This window comes from Pseudomonas sp. F-14 TE3623 (assembly GCF_053629015.1).
On record NZ_JBRJHM010000001.1, the window covers coordinates 130,540 to 148,014 of the forward strand.

Here is a 17,475-nt window from a genome sequence, read left to right on the forward strand (position 1 = left end):
TCACCATAAGCGCCTCGATTACGGAAGCCGGCCATGACCGACAAGAGCCAACAATTCGCCAGCGACAACTATTCCGGTATCTGCCCTGAAGCCTGGGCTGCCATGGAACAGGCCAACCACGGCCACCAGCGCGCTTATGGCGACGATGAGTGGACCGCACGCGCAGCGGATCAATTCCGCAAACTGTTCGAAACCGACTGCGAAGTGTTCTTCGCCTTCAACGGCACCGCCGCCAACTCGTTGGCTCTATCGTCACTGTGCCAGAGTTACCACAGCGTGATCTGCTCGGAAACCGCCCACGTCGAAACCGACGAATGCGGCGCGCCGGAGTTTTTCTCCAACGGTTCCAAGCTGCTCGTTGCCCGCACTGAAAACGGCAAGCTGACGCCGGAATCGATCCGTGAAATCGCCCTCAAGCGCCAGGATATCCACTACCCGAAACCGCGCGTCGTGACCCTGACCCAGGCCACCGAAGTCGGCAGCGTGTACACCCCGGCCGAAATCCGCGCCATCAGCGCCACCTGCAAAGAACTGGGCCTGAACCTGCACATGGACGGCGCGCGTTTCTCCAATGCCTGTGCGTATCTGGGCTGCTCACCAGCCGACCTGACCTGGAAGGCCGGCGTTGACGTGTTGTGCTTCGGCGGCACGAAAAACGGCATGGCGGTGGGCGAAGCGATTCTGTTCTTCAACCACAAACTGGCTGAAGACTTCGATTACCGCTGCAAGCAGGCCGGGCAATTGGCGTCGAAAATGCGCTTCCTCTCGGCCCCATGGGTCGGGATTCTGGAAAACGACGCCTGGCTCAAATACGCCCGTCACGCTAACCACTGCGCGCAGTTGCTGGCCGAACTGGTGAGCGACATTCCTGGCGTGGAACTGATGTTCCCGGTGCAGGCCAACGGCGTGTTCCTGCAACTGTCGGAACCGGCCATTGCCGCATTGACTGCCAAGGGCTGGCGCTTCTACACCTTCATCGGCAACGGCGGCGCCCGGTTCATGTGCTCGTGGGACACCGAAGAAGACCGCGTGCGCGAATTGGCGACGGATATTCGGGAAGTGATGGCAGCCTGAAACCCACCAGGCTGATCATTCCCACGCTCTGCGTGGGAATGATCAGTTTCGGGGAGTTGGTCTACATTGACTGGCGAGCCGTTTCGATCCGCTCAGATAACAACAATCAGGAGCGTACGCATGTCACTACAAGGCAAAACCCTGTTCATTACCGGCGCCAGCCGTGGCATTGGGCGTGAGATTGCGCTGCGGGCAGCCAAGGACGGGGCCAACATCGTGATTGCCGCTAAAAGTGCCACCCCTCACCCCAAACTGCCTGGCACCATTTTCAGCGTAGCGGCAGAAGTTGAAGCCGCGGGCGGCAAGGCGTTGGCCTTGCAGGTGGATGTGCGTGATGAAATTGCCGTGCGCCAGGCCCTGGCCGACGCCTCTGAGCATTTCGGCGGCATCGATGCGCTGATCAACAATGCCGGGGCGATCAAGCTGACAGGCGTACAGCACATCGAACTCAAGCGCTTTGACCTGATGCACCAGATCAACACCCGCGCCGTGCTCCTTTGCAGTCAGGCTGCCCTGCCCTATCTGAAAAAATCCGCCGGGCACATTCTCAACCTGTCACCACCGCTGAACCTGGCCACCAAGTGGTTCGCCCAGTACAGCCCTTACACGGTGACCAAATACGGCATGAGCATGCTGACTTTGGGCATGAATGAGGAATTCGCCTCCTACGGCATCAGCGTCAATTCCCTGTGGCCGCAGACCATGATCGCCACTGCCGCCATCGAGTTTCAGCTGGGGTCACGCGAGTCGTTCAAGCATGCGCGCACGCCGGCGATTATGGCGGATGCTGCTTACGCAATTCTGGATAGCAGTGGCCGCAGCATTACCGGGCGCTTGCTGATTGATGAGGAGATTCTGCGGGAGCATGGTGTGACCGAATTCGATCATTATCGCTTTGAGCCCGGCACCCAAGACAAGCTGATGCCAGACTTATTTGTGGACTGAAATACCAACCATTGTGGGGCGGGCTTGCTCGCGAAAGCGGTGTGTCAGGCAACATCAATGTTGACTGCGCTGCCGTCTTCGCGAGCAAGCCCGCTCCCACAGGTTCAAAACTCGATCCGCACATCGCCCTTCGGCACGCTGCAGCACGACAGGATGAACCCTTCGGCTTCGTCTTCCTCGGTAATCCCGCCGTTGTGGTCCATTTCGACCTCGCCCCCCAGCTTCATCACCTTGCAGGTCCCGCAGATCCCCATCCCGCAGGCTTTCGGGATCAGCAGGCCAAGCTTGGCCGCCGCCGCATGCACGGTTTCGCCCGGCGCCACGCGAATGCTTTTGCCGGACGCGGTGAATTCGACCTGATGCAGGTCGGCAACGTCGACTTCCGGTGCATCTGCTGCGATTTCGGCTTGTTCCACCGCGTCGGCACGGGCTTCCGCTGGTGTCGCACCAAAGGATTCCTCGTGATAACGCGTCATGTCGAAACCGGCCGTCTCGAGCATGCGCTTGACCGCGTTCATGTATGGGGTCGGGCCGCAGCAGAAGACTTCACGCTCAAGGAAGTCCGGCGCCATCAATTCGAGCATCTTGTGATTCAGGTAACCGCGATAACCGGCCCACGGCTCGCCCAGACCATGCTTCTCGCAGATCAGGTGCAGGCTGAAGTTGTCGATCCGCGACGCCATGTGTTCCAGCTCGCGGTGATAAATGATGTCTTTGGGCGAACGGGCGCTGTGGATAAACACCATGTCGACGTTGCCGTTGGTGTCATAGAACCAGCGAGCCATCGACATAACGGGCGTGATGCCAACGCCACCGCTGAGGTAGAGCACTTTCGGCGCGGTGAAGTCCATGGCGTTGAACAGCCCGACCGGCCCGTGCACCGCCAGCTCCTGGCCTTCATGCAGGGTGTCGTGCAGCCAGTTGGACACCTTGCCCCCCGGCACACGCTTGATGGTCACCGAAAAGCTGTACGGCACCGACGGCGAGCTGGAAATGGTGTAGGAGCGCATGATCGGCACGCCGTCGATTTCCAGCTCCAGGGTGACGAACTGCCCGGGCTTGAAAAAGAACAGGATTGGCTGGTCGGCCATAAAGCAGAAGGTGCGCACATCCCAGGTTTCCTGGATGACTTTGACGCAACGGACAATATGTCGACCATTGGCCCAGGTCTGGGTGGTTACCGGGTTCAGGAAGCTGTTGGACATGCTGATCTCCACGGCCGACTGCCGGCCTTCATGTTGGCGATTCTGCGTATAGCGCAGCCCCTCCATTTACCTATCTGCGACATTCACATACTTATCGCGACCAGCCCCCAATTACCGGGGGTTGCGCGTCGGGAACAGATTGGGCCATGTCGCCCATGGATAAGGTTCTGGCGAGCGCCGGCCCCACACTCGCCCCATACCAAGTCACAACCTTTACACCTTGCGTAGCAAACCGTATCAGCCACTATTTCGCCGGCCACACAGAATGGCCATGAGGATCAAATCGATGGACGTCACCGCAAAAATCAGCCTGGGCGATCCGCTGGAACCCGCACGCAAGGCCACCGCGCAGATGCTACAAGAGCGCGAGCGTACTTTCTCGCTGCCGCAGCCGTTTTACTCTGACGAGCGGCTGTTTGATATCGACATGCAGGAAATCTTTCTGAAAGAGTGGTTGATCGCCGGCATGACCTGCGAAATCCCGACCAAGGGCAACTACCTGACCCTGCAAGTCGGCAAGAACCCGATCATCGTGATTCGCGGTGCCGACGGCGTGGTCCATGCGTTCCACAACGTCTGCCGTCACCGCGGTTCGCGGCTGTGCACCAGTGAAAAAGGCAAAGTCGCCAAACTGGTCTGCCACTACCACCAGTGGACATATGAGCTAGACGGTCGTCTGCTGTTCGCCGGCACCGAAATGGGCGCCGACTTCGACATGAAGCAGTACGGCTTGAAGCCTGTGAACGTGAAAACCGCTGGCGGTTACATCTTCATCAGCCTGTCGGAAAACCCGCCGGCCATTGATGACTTCCTGTCGACGCTGAACCATTACATGGAACCGTACGACATGGAGAACACCAAGGTGGCGATCCAGACCACCTTGTTCGAAAAGGCCAACTGGAAACTGGTGCTGGAAAACAACCGCGAGTGCTACCACTGCAACGCGTCGCACCCGGAACTGTTGAAAACCCTGCTGGAATGGGACGACGTCACCGACCCGCGTGCCGACCAGGCCTTCAAGGACCACGTCGCTGCCTCCGCTGCAGCCTGGGAAGCCGAGAAGATCCCTTACGCCCACGCCAGTTTCGGCCTGCGTAACCGCATCGTGCGCATGCCGCTGCTCAAGGGCACCGTGTCGATGACTCTGGACGGCAAACAGGGCTGCGCCAAACTCATGGGCCGGATCAAAAACCCGGACCTGGGCTCGATGCGCATCCTGCACCTGCCGCACTCGTGGAACCACTGCATGGGCGACCACATCATCGTGTTCACCGTGTGGCCAATCAGCGCTCAGGAAACCATGGTCACCACCAAGTGGATCGTCCACAAGGACGCGGTCGAAGGCGTGGACTACGACGTGGAGCGCATGCGCCAGGTCTGGGATGCGACCAACGACCAGGACCGTCGCCTGGCCGAAGAAAACCAGCGCGGGATCAACTCCACCGCGTACCAGCCAGGGCCTTACTCCAAGACCTATGAGTTTGGCGTGGTGAACTTCGTGGATTGGTACAGCGAGCGGTTGCTGAACAACCTGGGGGCCGAACCTGCGCCATACCTCAAAGGTGTTCCGGTTCAAGGCTAAGAGCAAAAGCTTCGCGAGCAAGCCCGCTCCCACAGTTGACCGGGTCGTTCACAGATTTTGTGTACGCCACCGATCTAATGTGGGAGCGGGCTTGCTCGCGAAAGCGGTCGCACATTCACCCAATCAACTCGAAGACCACCGCACCGACCCATCCTCCCCAATAAACGTTTCTTCGATGTTCTCCCCCACCAGCCGCACTTTCACATAACCGTTCAACACCCGATCCGGGTACGCCTCATCCCGCGCATTTTGCGTTTCCGACCACAACACCCGCGAGTGCCCGTTCAACTCGCTGGCATTGCCGTAGGGAATCGCCCCATGGCCGGCGCAGCGCGCATGCAACCCGCCTTGAGTGGCGTAGCAGATGCCGTTGTGCAAATGCCCCCAATACCAGTAATCCGGCTCGCGGCCCAAGGCATCGCATACCGGTTGATACAGCGCCGTTTTGTTGTGCCCGGAAATGTCGAAGCCCTGGTGATGACTGAGCACCATGATTTTCTTGCGCTGAGGCAGCCCTTTCATCCAGTCGATCTGCTCCTTGTTCAGCGCACCGTCCATGTACAGGTTGATCGGATCCGAGGCGTAAGCCGTGTCGAGGCCGATCACCAGCCAATCATCGTTGTACAACGCAAAATAACTGGTGCCCTGCTGCGCCGGGAAACGCTTGGCCAGCTCCTTGAAATAGCCATGGGCGCCGCTGTACATCTCATGGTTGGAGTTGAGGGTGAACGAGCCATGCTTGCCCATGGGCCAGCCGACCATGTCGACGTCTTCCTGGGAGTGGGTGCCGGCGTAATACACGTCCCCTAGGTGAACGGTGAAATCGGCCTGGGCCAGTTGCATCTGATTGGCCACTGACACCGCCGGGGCATGGCTGTCGAACGGCCCGGTGCCCCAGTCGCCGGCGATGGCCAGGGTCACGTCACTGTCCATGCGCATCAGCGCCGGGTTGGTGGCGAACGATGCGTGATGCCGAAGGTTCTCGATCCATTTGAGCAGCGCCTCGCTCCACAACAGATCCAGCAGTTCCCATTTGCGACAACCGAGCAAGCTGCCGTCCTTGAGCACTCGGGTTTGCAGCTCGTCTTCCGATTGCGGCAAGGGAGTGGCGTTACCGATATGCAGGATCGACAAACCGTGGGCCAACTCCCACGGCACACTCGGTTGATCGTCGGGCAAGTCGCCGTTTTTGAGCACGTAGTGCGCCTGATCGTGACCCCGTTGCAGCAGCGCGACGATGGCTTCGAACTCCTCCGGTTCAAGCTCGCTGACGAGCTTCTTCCAGGCCATTTCCAGGCGGGTGAACAAGCCGTGAAAGCGCAGCTTGACCTTGTCGTACTCGTGTTCCCAATGACTGACCAATGACATGTCGTGTTCCTCCATCCGTAGTGGAATTACAGGGTTTTCATGAACTCGATGAGCGCCCGCTTATCGAGTTCCGACAGTTGGGTGCCGTACAGGTGGCCGCCGTTGTGGTTGCCCTCCAGACGGGTGTCGTATTTGAAGTCCGCCGAGGCTTTCATCTGCGCGCCACTGGTGACGAAGCCGACCTTGTCCGGGTCGTACACATCGGAGCCGGTGAAGAACACCAGCGGCCTCTTTTCCGGTGGTTGCAGTAAGTCCCACAGGGTCGGTACCGAACCGTTATGCAGATACGGCGCGCGTAACCAGACGCCGTCGGTGGGCGTGTTGCTGTAGCTCTGGGTTTTGCGATAGGCGCCAAAGTCGAACGGTGATTTCTTGAAGCCATGGAAAGCCGTCACTAAACCATTGGTGAACGAGTTTAGCCGATGGGGATCGGTGCCCAGTTCCTCAATGTTGGTGGTGACCTGACCGGTGTCGGTGCGACCGAAATCATGGCAACCAGCGCAGTTGTTTTCCCAGACCGGTTTGCCCTGTGCGACCTTGGCCTTATCCAGCGCAAACGGCCATGTGGGTGCTTGGTGGCCCAGCAACCAGTTGGTCACCCGGTTGAAACTGGCCGGCAGCACCGACTCCGGCGTTGCGCCCACGGCCATGGCCGCCGCGTAGTTGCGCTCATGGATGTCGTTGTTGTTGCCGTCCCAGTGCAGGTACAGCGACTCCCGAGGCTTCTGGTTCCAGACTTGCGGCAAGTCGACCGTGCCGATGGTCGAGTCATCCGGGAAGCCGAACACCACCATTTTCGTCGGGTTGAAGGTGTCGGTGCGCCCCGGCCCTTGTGGGGCGCGCAGGCGTTGCCAGGCATAGGCCTGTTTCTGCTTGACCAGCGCGCTGGTGGCCATCGGAATGATCACGTAGCGGTTGTACAAGCGCTCGAAAAACCCGAGCTGGAACTTGCTGTTGATCGCCGTCATCACCGCGTCTGGGGTGAATTTCGGGTCGCTGGCGCAATTGTAGGCGAACCACTGGAAGGCCTGCAGTTGCAGGGTATTGGCCGGCGCGGTAGCCACCGGGATGGCGACGTCGCTGGTATTGGCCCGGTAGGAACCGGTGTGGCACAGGGCGCAGTTGGGCTCCACGGTCGGGTAACCGATCTGCCGCTTGGCCATGCCGATCGGCAGGTCCTTGCCATTCTCGTAGAGGAAACCGAAGACTTCATAGCCGCCGGGTTTCGGCAGTTTATCCGGGCACATTTGCGGCAATACGGCGAACAGGTAATAGGGAATCCGCGCTTCGATGCCCAGGCCGATGGCGCCGTATTTGTAGTGATCCTCATTGGAGGCGTATTGCTCTTCCGGTACCACCCGCAGCATCTGGTACCAGGTCTCATAGCCGATAAACCCCAGCGCCAGCACCACGACCAGCGTGGCAACCTTGAAGCTGTGTCGCTGCCAGCGTCTCGCCCACGCTGCGCGCCACTCATGCCAGCCGTCGCGAAGCAACGCCAAGGGCCGATTGGCCGGCGCGCTGCCCCGGTACAACAGAATCCCGAGGATCAGGAACATGCTCAGATCACCCAGCAGCATCGGCACAAATACCTGTGCCTGGCTGCTGGTGTTGATCAGGTAGATCCAGAACGCCACGGCGATCAGTCGCGACAATACGCACAGCCATGAATGCACGACGTATCTTGGTGCGTTGAAGCCAGACGGCATGTAGAACAGGCTGATCCCCACCAGCAGCATGCCGGCGTTTTCCAGCCACGGATCGGAGAGCTGCGGCGGCATCCCGAGCATCGAAGTCAGCAACGCCGGCGCAAACAGCGCCGGAATCGCGAAGACCATGTTCATCACAATGCCTAGCCAGATGAAGCGTTGAAACCAGCGGATGTAACTGTCCATAGCATCCATTTCCTTTTTGTCCCAATCCACCAACAAAAATCTTGAGTGGGCACATACCTGTGGCTAGAGACTTTTATGGCGAGGGGGCTCGCCCCCGTTCGGCTGCGAAGCAGTCGTGAAACCTGCAATCGCGGTTTTCCTGAATGACCGCATTTGCCGATTTGGGACCGCTTCGCGGCCCAACGGGGGCAAGCCCCCTCGCCACAGCAGCCCCAGGCCACAGGTAAGCAGTGCTAGCCGAGGGCCGTTTTCTCCAGGTGTTGCAGGATGATCGGGTACACATCGAGCACCGCATTCTTGCCGAACATGCAGTCGATATGCCCGTAACCCGGCACCACATGGCGGCTGTAGCGCTCCGGTCCATGGGCTTTGCATACGCGCTCATAAGTCTTGAGCGTGCTCTCCGGCAGGTAGCACTGGTTGTCTTCGCCGCTGATGAAGCAGATCGGCATGGTCAGCCGGTCGAAGTGCGGCATGTAGACGTCCTGGCCCTTGAAGTCCACCAGATGGCCCTTGCGCAGGATCAACGCCAAGTGCTCGAAGGTCTGCATGTTCGATTCGCCAAACAGTTCATGCAGGTTGTCATGCAGAGTCTCGTTGAGCGTGTCGTGGCGGTACAGCGACGCGTACATGAAGGTGATGCGATGGCACACCGGGTTGGTGCAGTAGCCTTGAGCTTCGATGCGGGCATAGCCGTTGAGGGCCTTGTCGTAGAGCTTGTTGAACCAGCTCTCCTTGTTGTCGGCATAGGCGGTGAGGGATTTGATGCCGATGGCGTCGAGCATCCCCGGAAGGTGCAGACCGGCCTTGAGCCCGGTTGCCGTGGCGACCACCGTATCCGCGGCGATCTGCGAACACACCACCGAACGCACGCCCTGCAACCCGGCCAACAACGACATGAAGAAAGTCGTCGCCCCGTAGCAATGCACCACGCATTGCACGTCCGCCGCCTTGGTTGCCTGCTGAATCTGTGCGATGGCAGCCTTGAAGTCGTACTGCGCAATCTGATCGCCGTTCCATTCCTTCTTGCTCGCGGGCAACAGAATGCTCACCCGCAAATCCAGCAGCCAGACGTCGTACTCGTGCTTGCACAGGTACTCCAGCAGGTTGGTCTGGATGGTGTCGGTGGAGAAAATATTCGAGCCCACGCCCAAGCCATGCACCAGCATCACCGGCCCTTTACTGCCGCCCTGATAGCGGGTCAGGCGTAGCTGGACGTTGTCTTCGGTCTGGAAGAATTGCACGCTCGGGATCGGCGCATCCAATGGGCGTTTCTGCCGTGGCGGTGCATCAGCGTTGAAGTAGATGTCACCCGCGAACACGCCGCCGTAACTCTCCCACAAAATGCCGGCGAAGAACTTGCCGAACCGCGCCAGCCCGTCGATGCGCTCGCGTTCGTTGCGGGCGTTGAGCACCTTCATGGTGGTCATTTGCTTGGCGAAATCGACTGGATGGATGTGCATTACACCCGAACCCATCACCTCACCGGTCTTGTCCGACCCGCGATACAGCGTCACGTAGAGGGTGCTGGTGTCGTGCCAGACATTCAGCACGCCATTGTCTTCGGGTACCGTCTTGAACGCGCTGAAGTAATAATCGCTGCCGTCCTCGGCGGTCAGTTTCATGTCGTATTTCATGTGCCGCACGCCGACCTGTTCCTGATATTCCTCGAACAGATTGAATACGCCATTGCTGGCGGTCAGCGGTTCCGGCGACAGGCCCGGCGCATTGAGCGTACCGACCAGCGTCGCGGCGTGCTCGGGCTCCTTGATCATGCGGTTGAGGTCGTTGGCGGTGATGGTCAGTGTGAACTCGATCGGCGAGTTCTCCGACTCGCCGCGTTTGGCCGCCGCCTCGTAGAGTTTGAGATCGGTGCCTTGAGGCTGAGTGAAGTCTTTGGAGAAATAGCCCTTCATGGTTTCGGTGAACTGCACCCCGAGAGTCGGCGGCGCCACCTGTTTGCGCGGCGCCGAGGGCAGCGTGTAGTCGATAAGCCAACCGCGATCGGCCGCCAGCAAGCCCATGTTGCGCTCGCTCACGGCAGAGATGGTCAGCAGCGGATTGACCGCCAGGGAGGTCGGAATCACTGCGCCGTCGGTCACGTACAACCCGGCATAGACATTGGTGCCACTGGTGCTGCTGAACACCTGGCCCTTGTGGTTGACCACGCCCTGCTCCGCGTCCTCGCCCATCACGCAACCGCCCAACGGGTGGACGGAAACGATGCTGTGTTTGAGCAGCTCGGTCCAGATCGGATTCTCGACCCAAATCCCGCCTAACGCCTTGGTGCTCTGGTGCAACCGCTCATTACCGAGTTTGACGTTTTCCTGCTCGCCAACACCCGGCCAGTCGATGCGCAGCTGGTCCTTGCTGTCGAGCACCATGCGACCCTTGCCGTCATCGTGACTCATGATCAGGTAGGTCTGCATGTTGTGCAGGGCGCCATGATACGGGCCACGCAGGAAGCTCTCGGTTTCGCGTTCTGCGTACTTGAGCTTGCCGCTGAAACTGTCATCGGAGGGCTTGCCGATCAACCCGGCGAACGCGGCCATGCTCGGCACCATCGGCCGACCGAGGGCGCCGGGGATCGAGCCTTCCTCGATGACCATGCGGCTGCGCCAGTCGCCTTCGGTGCGCATGTCGATGATCGAGGTAATGCATGGGCCGACCGGTTTCATTTCATTGGCCGGATTCGCGCCGAAACCGATGCCGTTGATCGGTTGGTCGCAGTTATGGCCAAAGCCGAGAATGTCGCCGTTGCCGCTCATGTTCTCGCCGAGCTGATTGGACGTCGCCAGACCTTTGTCGCGAGAACGCAGGAGAATTTCGGTGGAACCCAGCGTGCCCGCCGAAACCACGACGACGTCAGCCTTGACGAATAGCGTCGGTGCCGAAAACTTCTCACGGCCACTGTCCAGGTATTGGAAATGTACGATCCAGCCGTCGCCGTCGGCGTCGCGCTCCAGATGCCGCACCTCGGTCTGGCAGAAAATTTCCGCACCGTGGTTCCAGGCATCCGGCAGGTAATTCATCAGCGTGGTGTTCTTGGCCTTGTTGTTACAGCCCGACACGCAGTCGCCGCAGTGGTTGCACGGTAATTGCTCGACGCCGACATGGTTGAGGTTATTCGGCAGTTTGTCGAAGGTCACGTTGATCGGCGGCTTGTAGAAATGCGCACCTTGCTTGAGGTAGTCCGCAGACTTTTTGTTGGCTTCCAGTTTCGGCAACACCGGCGAAGTGCCTGGGTAAGGATTGGGCTTGAGCATCTCCCGAGCCCGGGCGTATCCATCCTTGAGCAGCGTGTCGCGGTGTTCACGCACCGCCAGCGGCCAACGTGGGTCGTCGAACACACCAGGTTCCGGTTCCAGGGCGACGTTGGCGTTGATCAGTGACGTGCCGCCCAGGCCGCAACCGACCACCACGTTCTGCTGGGCATTGACGTGCAGGTCGAACAGCCCGGTGCGCGAACCGATGTGTCCGTCCGGGTCATGGACTTGCAGTTCTTCAGTGGCCGCCAGCATCGTATTGGGGTATTCGCCGGGCTGGATTTCCCGGCCTCGCTCCAGCAGGCACACTCGCTTGCCGGCCCGGGACAGGCGCGACGCCGCGATCCCGCCGCCGTAGCCGGAGCCGATGACGATCACGTCGTAATGTTCCTTGATATCACTGATGGGCGTGGCGATCCGTGTCATGGGTCATTTCCTCTCAGGCAGATGGGCAACTCTGTGGTTGCCTGCAATCGATAGACGAACGAACGCCTGGTCACCGGGCACGGTCGGGCCTCAATGGCAGCGGCGTCAGGGGATGGGGAAAGGCTTCAGGCGCTATAGACGAGCGCGCTGATTGGTGGCGCGACGGTGAATCCGTTTACGCAGCAAGGTGGCGGGTGTCGGTACACAGGTCATGCAGGGGCTGGGGTGCGAATGTGGCTGCGAGCGATGTGGCTGGCTATCCATCACGCGTTCTCCCTGAACCAGATGTGGATAAGTGACGGCTGTCCTTGTGCCCTGAGAGTGAAGACAGCCGACAGATCGAAGTCAAGGAAGTGACTTAGAACTGTATGAAATCTGATCTATCGCGTTGCGGACTATATGCGCCGTGGCTCGTAGGGTTTAGCGAACAAGTTATCCACATCTCCACCCACAGCTATTGGGGACAACTGTGGATGACGGCCCAAATTTATTCACAAAAAACCAAGAAAAACCGTGACTTATCCAGAAGCAGGGTTTTATGCAAGCATTGATCGTTTTTTGATCATAAGTCTGCAGACCACGGTTTATATGGCGCCTAGAGGATGGCGAACACCTTATCCACAGAAGCGCCAACAGACTTTGGGGGCAACTTTGCAGGTTCTGTGGAAAACCGCTGAAAGCCGCGAGAATTCGGGGTTTGCGGAAGGATCAGGGGGAGAAAAGGGTCAATTGAGCATTATTTGATCAACTCACTGAAAGCCACGGTTTATATAGCCTGTAGCGGACAGCGAACATCTTATCCACAGAAGCGCCAACAGAGATTGGGGGCAAGTATCGGCTTACGAGCGAAGCTGTTCTGTGGAAAAAGCTCGAAAAAACCGAGAGTTAGGCTGGTTGTTTTTTGTACGGAAGGCTGGAGGGCTTGATGGGCATGGGATGTAGCGAGGGGCGAACATGTTATCCACAGAAGCGCTAACAGGGATTGTGGGTAACGTTGGTGTGCACATAATCAGTGTTCGACACTGAACCCGCTCCCACACGAACAGGGCTCAGCCTCAAGGCCGATACATCAAATAGGCTTCCCCAGTGACCCTAATCATCGGATGCGGCGTGATCTGGCAGGTATCGACGATCCGAAAACCATGGCGCTCATAGAACCGCCGGGCGCCGGTGTTCACCGCGTAGTCAATCAGGCTCAAGCCGTTGAGCCCCAACCGGTTGGCGCGGTCGTAGGCATAGGCGAGGAATTGTTTGCCCAACCCGTGATTGCGCCAGCCCTCATGCAGGGCCAGGCTCGAAATATAAAGGGTGTCGGGGATTTCCATCGTGGCATACGGCGCCAGGACCGGATCGGTCACGGGAGCGGCCTGCGGATCGTGGCGCATCGCGTAGCTGTGCAGCATGCCGATGACCTTTCCCTCAGCCTGCGCGATCAGGCAGTTCTGATAGGAGAAATCAACGTCTTCACGTGCGTAACGACTGGCGCCGACCTCCAGCAGGTCCTGGCCAGGCTGCGCCAGTTGGCTCCAGATGTAATCCGCCGCACCTTCTGATGAAATCTGAAACAAGCGAGCAATCTCCCGCGCATCCGCGCGAAGGGCCGAACGAAACTCAACTGCCATTTACCGGGCTCCACAGGACCGTTAGCGAACCACGCCTTCTTCGATCAGCAACTTGAGAATGGCTTCGGCACCCGCCTGTGCGGTCACGCCCTTGAGCACCTGTCCGCCTCCACCACTGGCCTTGGCCGTCGCGGCTTTCATGCGGTCTGCACCGCTCTTGGCCTTGATCACTTTCAAGCGTTTGGGCCGTGGTTTGGCCGGTTGCAGCGTAGCCACTGCCAGCAGCTCATCGTCGATCACCTCGACTTCATCTGCCTGCAATACCCCTCGACGTGCCGGACCGTAAGCACTCTGCCGAGGCTTGGGCGCTGCGTTATCCACAGTCGCCAGAAACGGCAGGCGTACTTTCAGGCGACGACGCTGTCCACGAGGCAAGGCCTGTAGCACCAGCGCCGAACCACCGTCGATGGATTCGACCTGCGCCAACCCCACCACCAGCGGCCAGCCAAGGCTTTCCGCCAACAGGAACGGCAACATGCCCGAGCCTTCACCGGTTTCCGCCTGACTGCCGGTCAGCACTACTTGCGCCCCGGCATCGCGCAAATACGCGGTCAATGCTGGCAGCGCGTCAGCACCTTCCGGTTGCTCCAGCACATGCAGCTGTTCCAGGCCCATGCCCAGATAAGCGCGCAGTGCCGGTTCCGCGACGTCGCCAGCATGCAGCACTTGCAGGTTATCCCCAGCCAGTTGCAAACCCAGTTCAACCGCCCGCGCATCCTGCTCGGCGCGGCGTGGCCGGCCGGAGGTCGGGTGGGCACCGATGGACACCAGGCTGATGATTTTCGTGCTCATAACCCTTTCCTTTCCTTAAGCCGCATCGCGCTTGGCTTCATTGCGGTAAGCCTCTACCGCATCGATCAAGGCTTGAAGAATCTCGGCGCTCTCGCCGATCACCGACAGGTCGGCCCGTTTGATCATGTCGCAGCCAGGATCGAGGTTGATTGCCACCACCTTGTCGCAGGCACCGATGCCTTGCAGGTGCTGGATCGCCCCGGAAATGCCCACCGCCACGTAAACCCGTGCTGTGACCCAAGTGCCAGACGCACCGACCTGACGGTCGCGGGCCATGAAGCCGTCGTCCACCGCCACTCGTGACGCACCTTCCGTCGCACCCAACGCCTCGGCAGTCCTGTGGAAAAGTCCCCAGTCCTTGACCCCGTTGCCGCCGGAGAAGATGAATTCGGCTTCGGCCATCGGAATCGCTGCCGGGTCCACCGCCACCGCGCCCAGATCTTCGATCCGCGACAGGCTGCGTGCGACCGCTGTGGATAACTCCACTGGCAAGGCCTCGTGACGGGTTTCGCTGACCGGTTCAGCGCATTCGGCAGCGGCCAGAATCAAGCGTGCGACTGGACGCGCCAGGTCTTGCAACCCAGCACCGGCGCGGCCGATGCACTCCTGATCCTTGACCTGCCAGACCCGCGTGGCCGGGCGTTCGCCCAACGCGGCGGCAAAGCGCCGACCAAGTTCGCCACCACCGCTGCGGCTGTCCGGCAGCAACCAGTGACGGGGGCTGAACTGGTTATCCACAGCCCGCAGGCCCTGGACGCGTTGTTCCGGTGCATAACCGCTGAATTCGTCGCCCTCAAGCACCAGCAAGCGATCCACGCCAGCTGTAGCGAAGGCGTTTTCCTTGTGCTCACCGAAGACCACGGCCAGTACCGCGCCGTCCTTGCCGGCCAACTGATGGGCCAGGCCGAGCAAGTCGCGGTCGTGGCTGCTCAAACGGCCACCAACCATGTCCGGCACCACGCTGATGTAGAACGCGGGTGCAGCCACTTGATGCAGCGGCAACTGCACTTCAACCGCGGCCGAGCGTTTAGTCGCCCCGCCCTGCTGAGCGCCGCTACGGTCAATCCGTTTGATGCCGTTGGGGCCGATAAAACCGATCCCGTGAGGATTTTTGCGGATGAGGCCGTTAGGCCCCATCCAGCTGTGTTGCGCCGGTTGCATGGCCGCATGCAGCGGGTGCAAGCGGTTGCGGGCGATCCATTCGGCGCGTGGGTCGCGGCGGATAATGTCGCTCATCAATGCACCTCCGCAGGTTCACGTTTGGCCGGTGCCGATGGCTTTCCCGGCGTTGCGTCTTCGAGCAACGCATCGGCCACCAGTTCGGCAATGTCCTTGATCATTGGGCGCGGTTCGACCACGCCTTCGAGCATCGCAGTGCACTGTGGACAACCCACGGCCACCAGTTCGGCGCCGGTTTCGCGGATGTCTTCCATGCGCATGTCGGGAATCCGCTGCTTGCCCGGAATGTCGGTGATCGGTGCACCGCCACCGCCACCGCAGCAGCGAGAACGGAAACCGGAGCGTTGCATTTCCTTGATCTCGATGCCCAGGGCGCGCAGTACTTCACGCGGTGCCTCGTATTCGCCGTTGTAGCGACCGAGGTAGCACGGGTCGTGATAGGTCACGCTGCTGCCTTTGTGCTGGCCGAGGTTCAGGGCGCCTTCGCCAATGATCTCCGCCATGTAAGTGCTGTGGTGCTGCACGAGGTAGTTACCGTCGAAGGCGCCGTACTCGTTTTTCAGCACGTGGAAACTGTGCGGGTCGCACGTGACGATGCGGTTGAAGCTGTACTTGGCCAAGGTCTGGATGTTGCGTTTGGCCAACAGCTGGAAGGTCGCTTCGTCGCCCAAGCGTCGTGCCACGTCACCACTGTCACGCTCTTCAAGACCCAGCACTGCGAAGTCGACCTTGGCCGCTTTCAGCACTTTGACGAAGGCGCGCAGGGTGCGCTGGTTGCGCATGTCGAAGGCACCGTCGCCGACCCAGAACAGCACGTCGGTGGATTTCTTCTCGCTGAGCAGGTTCAGGTTCAAATCCGCCGCCCAGTTCATCCGCCCACCTGGCGCGAAGCCGCCCGGGTTATCGGTGGCGATCAGGTTTTCCAGAACTTCGGCGCCCTTGTTCGGGGTCGCGCCTTTTTCCAGAGTCAGATGGCGACGCATGTCGACGATGGCGTCGACGTGCTCGATCATCATCGGGCACTCCTCGACGCAGGCACGGCAAGTGGTGCAGGACCACAGGGTTTCAGCGTCCACCAGACCGTTGACGATTGGTTGATGCGGATTGCCACTGTGTTCGCCAATGGCTTTGCCCGGATACGGACTGCCAGCGAATTTGGCGTCAGTACCGCCAGCCAAACCAACGACCATGTCCTGAATCAGTTTTTTCGGGTTCAGCGGCTGGCCGGCGGCAAACGCCGGGCACGCAGCTTCGCATTTACCGCACTGCACGCAGGCGTCGAAGCCGAGCAGCTGGTTCCAGGTGAAATCCTTGGGTTTTTCCACGCCCAGCGGCGCGTTCGGGTCATTCAGATCCAGCGGCTTCAAACCGGTGGAACGACCACCACCAAAACGTTCGGCGCGACGGTGCCAGGCCAGGTGCAAGGCACCGGCGAAGGCGTGCTTCATCGGCCCGCCCCAGGTCATGCCGAAGAACAGTTCCGACACGCCCCAAAGCACGCCGACGCCGAGGATCGCAGCCACCACCCAACCACCGAAGTTTTCCGGAAGGATGCCGGCGACCGGCAGGGTCAGCAGGAAGAACGATGCCGAGAACGCCATCAGGCTTTTCGGCAAGCGCATCCACGGGCCTTTGGACAGCCGGGCCGGTGGGTTGCGACGGCGCAGGAACATAAAGATCGCGCCGACAAACATCACCGCCGACATCAGCAGCAGTGCATAACCGAGGATGCGGTTATGCAGGCCAAAGCCATGAACCAGAATCGCCAGCACAATGGACGCCACTGCACCACCGGCCGTGGCGACGTGGGTATTGGCGATGTATTTGTCCCGCGCGACGACGTGGTGCAAGTCGACCATGTAGCGTTTGGGCATGGCGAACAGACCGCCGATCAGGTCGACTTTCGAAGCCCGGCCCTGACGCCACATAGCCACCCGCCGCAACGCGCCCAGGACAGCCAGGCCCAAGGCAGCGAACAACAGGATTGGAAGAAGGGTGTTCAACATGTGGAGCTCCCAAAGACCGCAGGGTCTTGCAGGCCAAACTACCTGGATGCCTTGCTCGATTCCTGTGGGGGCGGGCTTGCTCGCGAAAGCGTTGGGTCAGTCGACATCAATGTCG

General features: G+C 59.9%; 12 protein-coding genes. 4 read left to right on the forward strand and 8 right to left on the reverse strand.

All coding sequences use genetic code 11. The features are described 5' to 3' along the window. The first annotated feature begins 33 nt into the window (after positions 1-33). Both AB7M29_RS00585 and AB7M29_RS00590 read left to right on the forward strand, forming a co-directional pair. Positions 34-1,074 carry a threonine aldolase family protein gene (locus AB7M29_RS00585; protein WP_217857396.1) on the forward strand — a complete coding sequence of 347 codons (1,041 nt, stop codon included), beginning with the start codon at positions 34-36 and terminating at the stop codon, positions 1,072-1,074. A gap of 120 nt (positions 1,075-1,194) precedes the next feature. Continuing rightward, positions 1,195-2,019 carry an SDR family oxidoreductase gene (locus AB7M29_RS00590; protein WP_052967375.1) on the forward strand — a complete coding sequence of 275 codons (825 nt, stop codon included), beginning with the start codon at positions 1,195-1,197 and terminating at the stop codon, positions 2,017-2,019. A 104-nt stretch (positions 2,020-2,123) separates the two neighbouring features. Here AB7M29_RS00590 and gbcB read toward each other — a convergent pair whose 3' ends face one another. Then, complete coding sequence (gbcB, locus tag AB7M29_RS00595) at positions 2,124-3,224, reverse strand: glycine-betaine demethylase subunit GbcB (protein ID WP_123719621.1); 1,101 nt, start codon at positions 3,222-3,224, stop codon at positions 2,124-2,126. 286 nt (positions 3,225-3,510) lie between these two features. Here gbcB and gbcA point away from each other — a divergent pair, with 286 nt between their 5' ends. Further along, entirely contained in the window at positions 3,511-4,806 is a 1,296-nt protein-coding gene (gene gbcA / locus AB7M29_RS00600) for a glycine-betaine demethylase subunit GbcA (protein ID WP_217857398.1), read from the forward strand. Positions 4,807-4,929: 123 nt separating this feature from the next. Here the strand turns inward: gbcA and AB7M29_RS00605 are convergent, their stop codons facing one another. The 3 genes from AB7M29_RS00605 to AB7M29_RS00615 form a co-directional block, all read right to left on the reverse strand. After that, positions 4,930-6,174, reverse strand: coding sequence for a metallophosphoesterase family protein (locus AB7M29_RS00605; protein ID WP_217857399.1), 1,245 nt, complete (start codon positions 6,172-6,174; stop codon positions 4,930-4,932). A gap of 26 nt (positions 6,175-6,200) precedes the next feature. Then, the gene (locus AB7M29_RS00610) at positions 6,201-8,069 is read right to left on the reverse strand and encodes a c-type cytochrome (protein ID WP_454246134.1); all 1,869 of its coding nucleotides are present in this window, start codon (positions 8,067-8,069) and stop codon (positions 6,201-6,203) included. A gap of 233 nt (positions 8,070-8,302) precedes the next feature. Continuing rightward, positions 8,303-11,761, reverse strand: a complete 3,459-nt coding sequence (locus AB7M29_RS00615; RefSeq protein ID WP_217857401.1) for an alpha/beta fold hydrolase — start codon at positions 11,759-11,761, stop codon at positions 8,303-8,305. Positions 11,762-12,274: 513 nt separating this feature from the next. On the opposite strand from AB7M29_RS00615, the gene AB7M29_RS00620 reads away from it, so the two are divergent. Further along, entirely contained in the window at positions 12,275-12,505 is a 231-nt protein-coding gene (locus AB7M29_RS00620) for a hypothetical protein (protein WP_454246135.1), read from the forward strand. A 311-nt stretch (positions 12,506-12,816) separates the two neighbouring features. On the opposite strand, the gene AB7M29_RS00625 is transcribed toward AB7M29_RS00620, so the two are convergent. The 4 genes from AB7M29_RS00625 to dgcB are packed head-to-tail and all read right to left on the reverse strand — an operon-like array spanning position 12,817 to position 17,360. Further along, positions 12,817-13,383 carry an N-acetyltransferase family protein gene (locus AB7M29_RS00625; RefSeq protein ID WP_454246136.1) on the reverse strand — a complete coding sequence of 189 codons (567 nt, stop codon included), beginning with the start codon at positions 13,381-13,383 and terminating at the stop codon, positions 12,817-12,819. Between the two features lie 21 nt (positions 13,384-13,404). Further along, positions 13,405-14,175, reverse strand: a complete 771-nt coding sequence (etfB, locus tag AB7M29_RS00630; protein WP_030128552.1) for an electron transfer flavoprotein subunit beta — start codon at positions 14,173-14,175, stop codon at positions 13,405-13,407. 15 nt (positions 14,176-14,190) lie between these two features. Further along, positions 14,191-15,411: an electron transfer flavoprotein subunit alpha gene (etfA, locus tag AB7M29_RS00635; protein ID WP_038981121.1), complete on the reverse strand. Its 1,221-nt coding sequence runs from the start codon at positions 15,409-15,411 to the stop codon at positions 14,191-14,193. After that, positions 15,411-17,360 carry a dimethylglycine demethylation protein DgcB gene (gene dgcB / locus AB7M29_RS00640; RefSeq protein ID WP_123719625.1) on the reverse strand — a complete coding sequence of 650 codons (1,950 nt, stop codon included), beginning with the start codon at positions 17,358-17,360 and terminating at the stop codon, positions 15,411-15,413. The genes etfA and dgcB overlap by 1 nt, the downstream gene beginning before the upstream one ends. Between the last annotated feature and the right edge of the window lie 115 nt (positions 17,361-17,475).

What these genes read in the sequence shown, in the direction of transcription:
- AB7M29_RS00625 (WP_454246136.1), bottom strand. Translation starts at nt 13,383, where the DNA reads ATGGCAGTTGAGTTTCGTTCGGCCCTTCGCGCGGATGCGCGGGAGATT.
- AB7M29_RS00610 (WP_454246134.1), bottom strand. Translation starts at nt 8,069, where the DNA reads ATGGACAGTTACATCCGCTGGTTTCAACGCTTCATCTGGCTAGGCATT.
- etfB (WP_030128552.1), bottom strand. Translation starts at nt 14,175, where the DNA reads ATGAGCACGAAAATCATCAGCCTGGTGTCCATCGGTGCCCACCCGACC.
- AB7M29_RS00605 (WP_217857399.1), bottom strand. Translation starts at nt 6,174, where the DNA reads ATGTCATTGGTCAGTCATTGGGAACACGAGTACGACAAGGTCAAGCTG.
- AB7M29_RS00590 (WP_052967375.1), top strand. Translation starts at nt 1,195, where the DNA reads ATGTCACTACAAGGCAAAACCCTGTTCATTACCGGCGCCAGCCGTGGC.
- AB7M29_RS00585 (WP_217857396.1), top strand. Translation starts at nt 34, where the DNA reads ATGACCGACAAGAGCCAACAATTCGCCAGCGACAACTATTCCGGTATC.
- gbcB (WP_123719621.1), bottom strand. Translation starts at nt 3,224, where the DNA reads ATGTCCAACAGCTTCCTGAACCCGGTAACCACCCAGACCTGGGCCAAT.
- AB7M29_RS00615 (WP_217857401.1), bottom strand. Translation starts at nt 11,761, where the DNA reads ATGACACGGATCGCCACGCCCATCAGTGATATCAAGGAACATTACGAC.
- etfA (WP_038981121.1), bottom strand. Translation starts at nt 15,411, where the DNA reads ATGAGCGACATTATCCGCCGCGACCCACGCGCCGAATGGATCGCCCGC.
- gbcA (WP_217857398.1), top strand. Translation starts at nt 3,511, where the DNA reads ATGGACGTCACCGCAAAAATCAGCCTGGGCGATCCGCTGGAACCCGCA.
- dgcB (WP_123719625.1), bottom strand. Translation starts at nt 17,360, where the DNA reads ATGTTGAACACCCTTCTTCCAATCCTGTTGTTCGCTGCCTTGGGCCTG.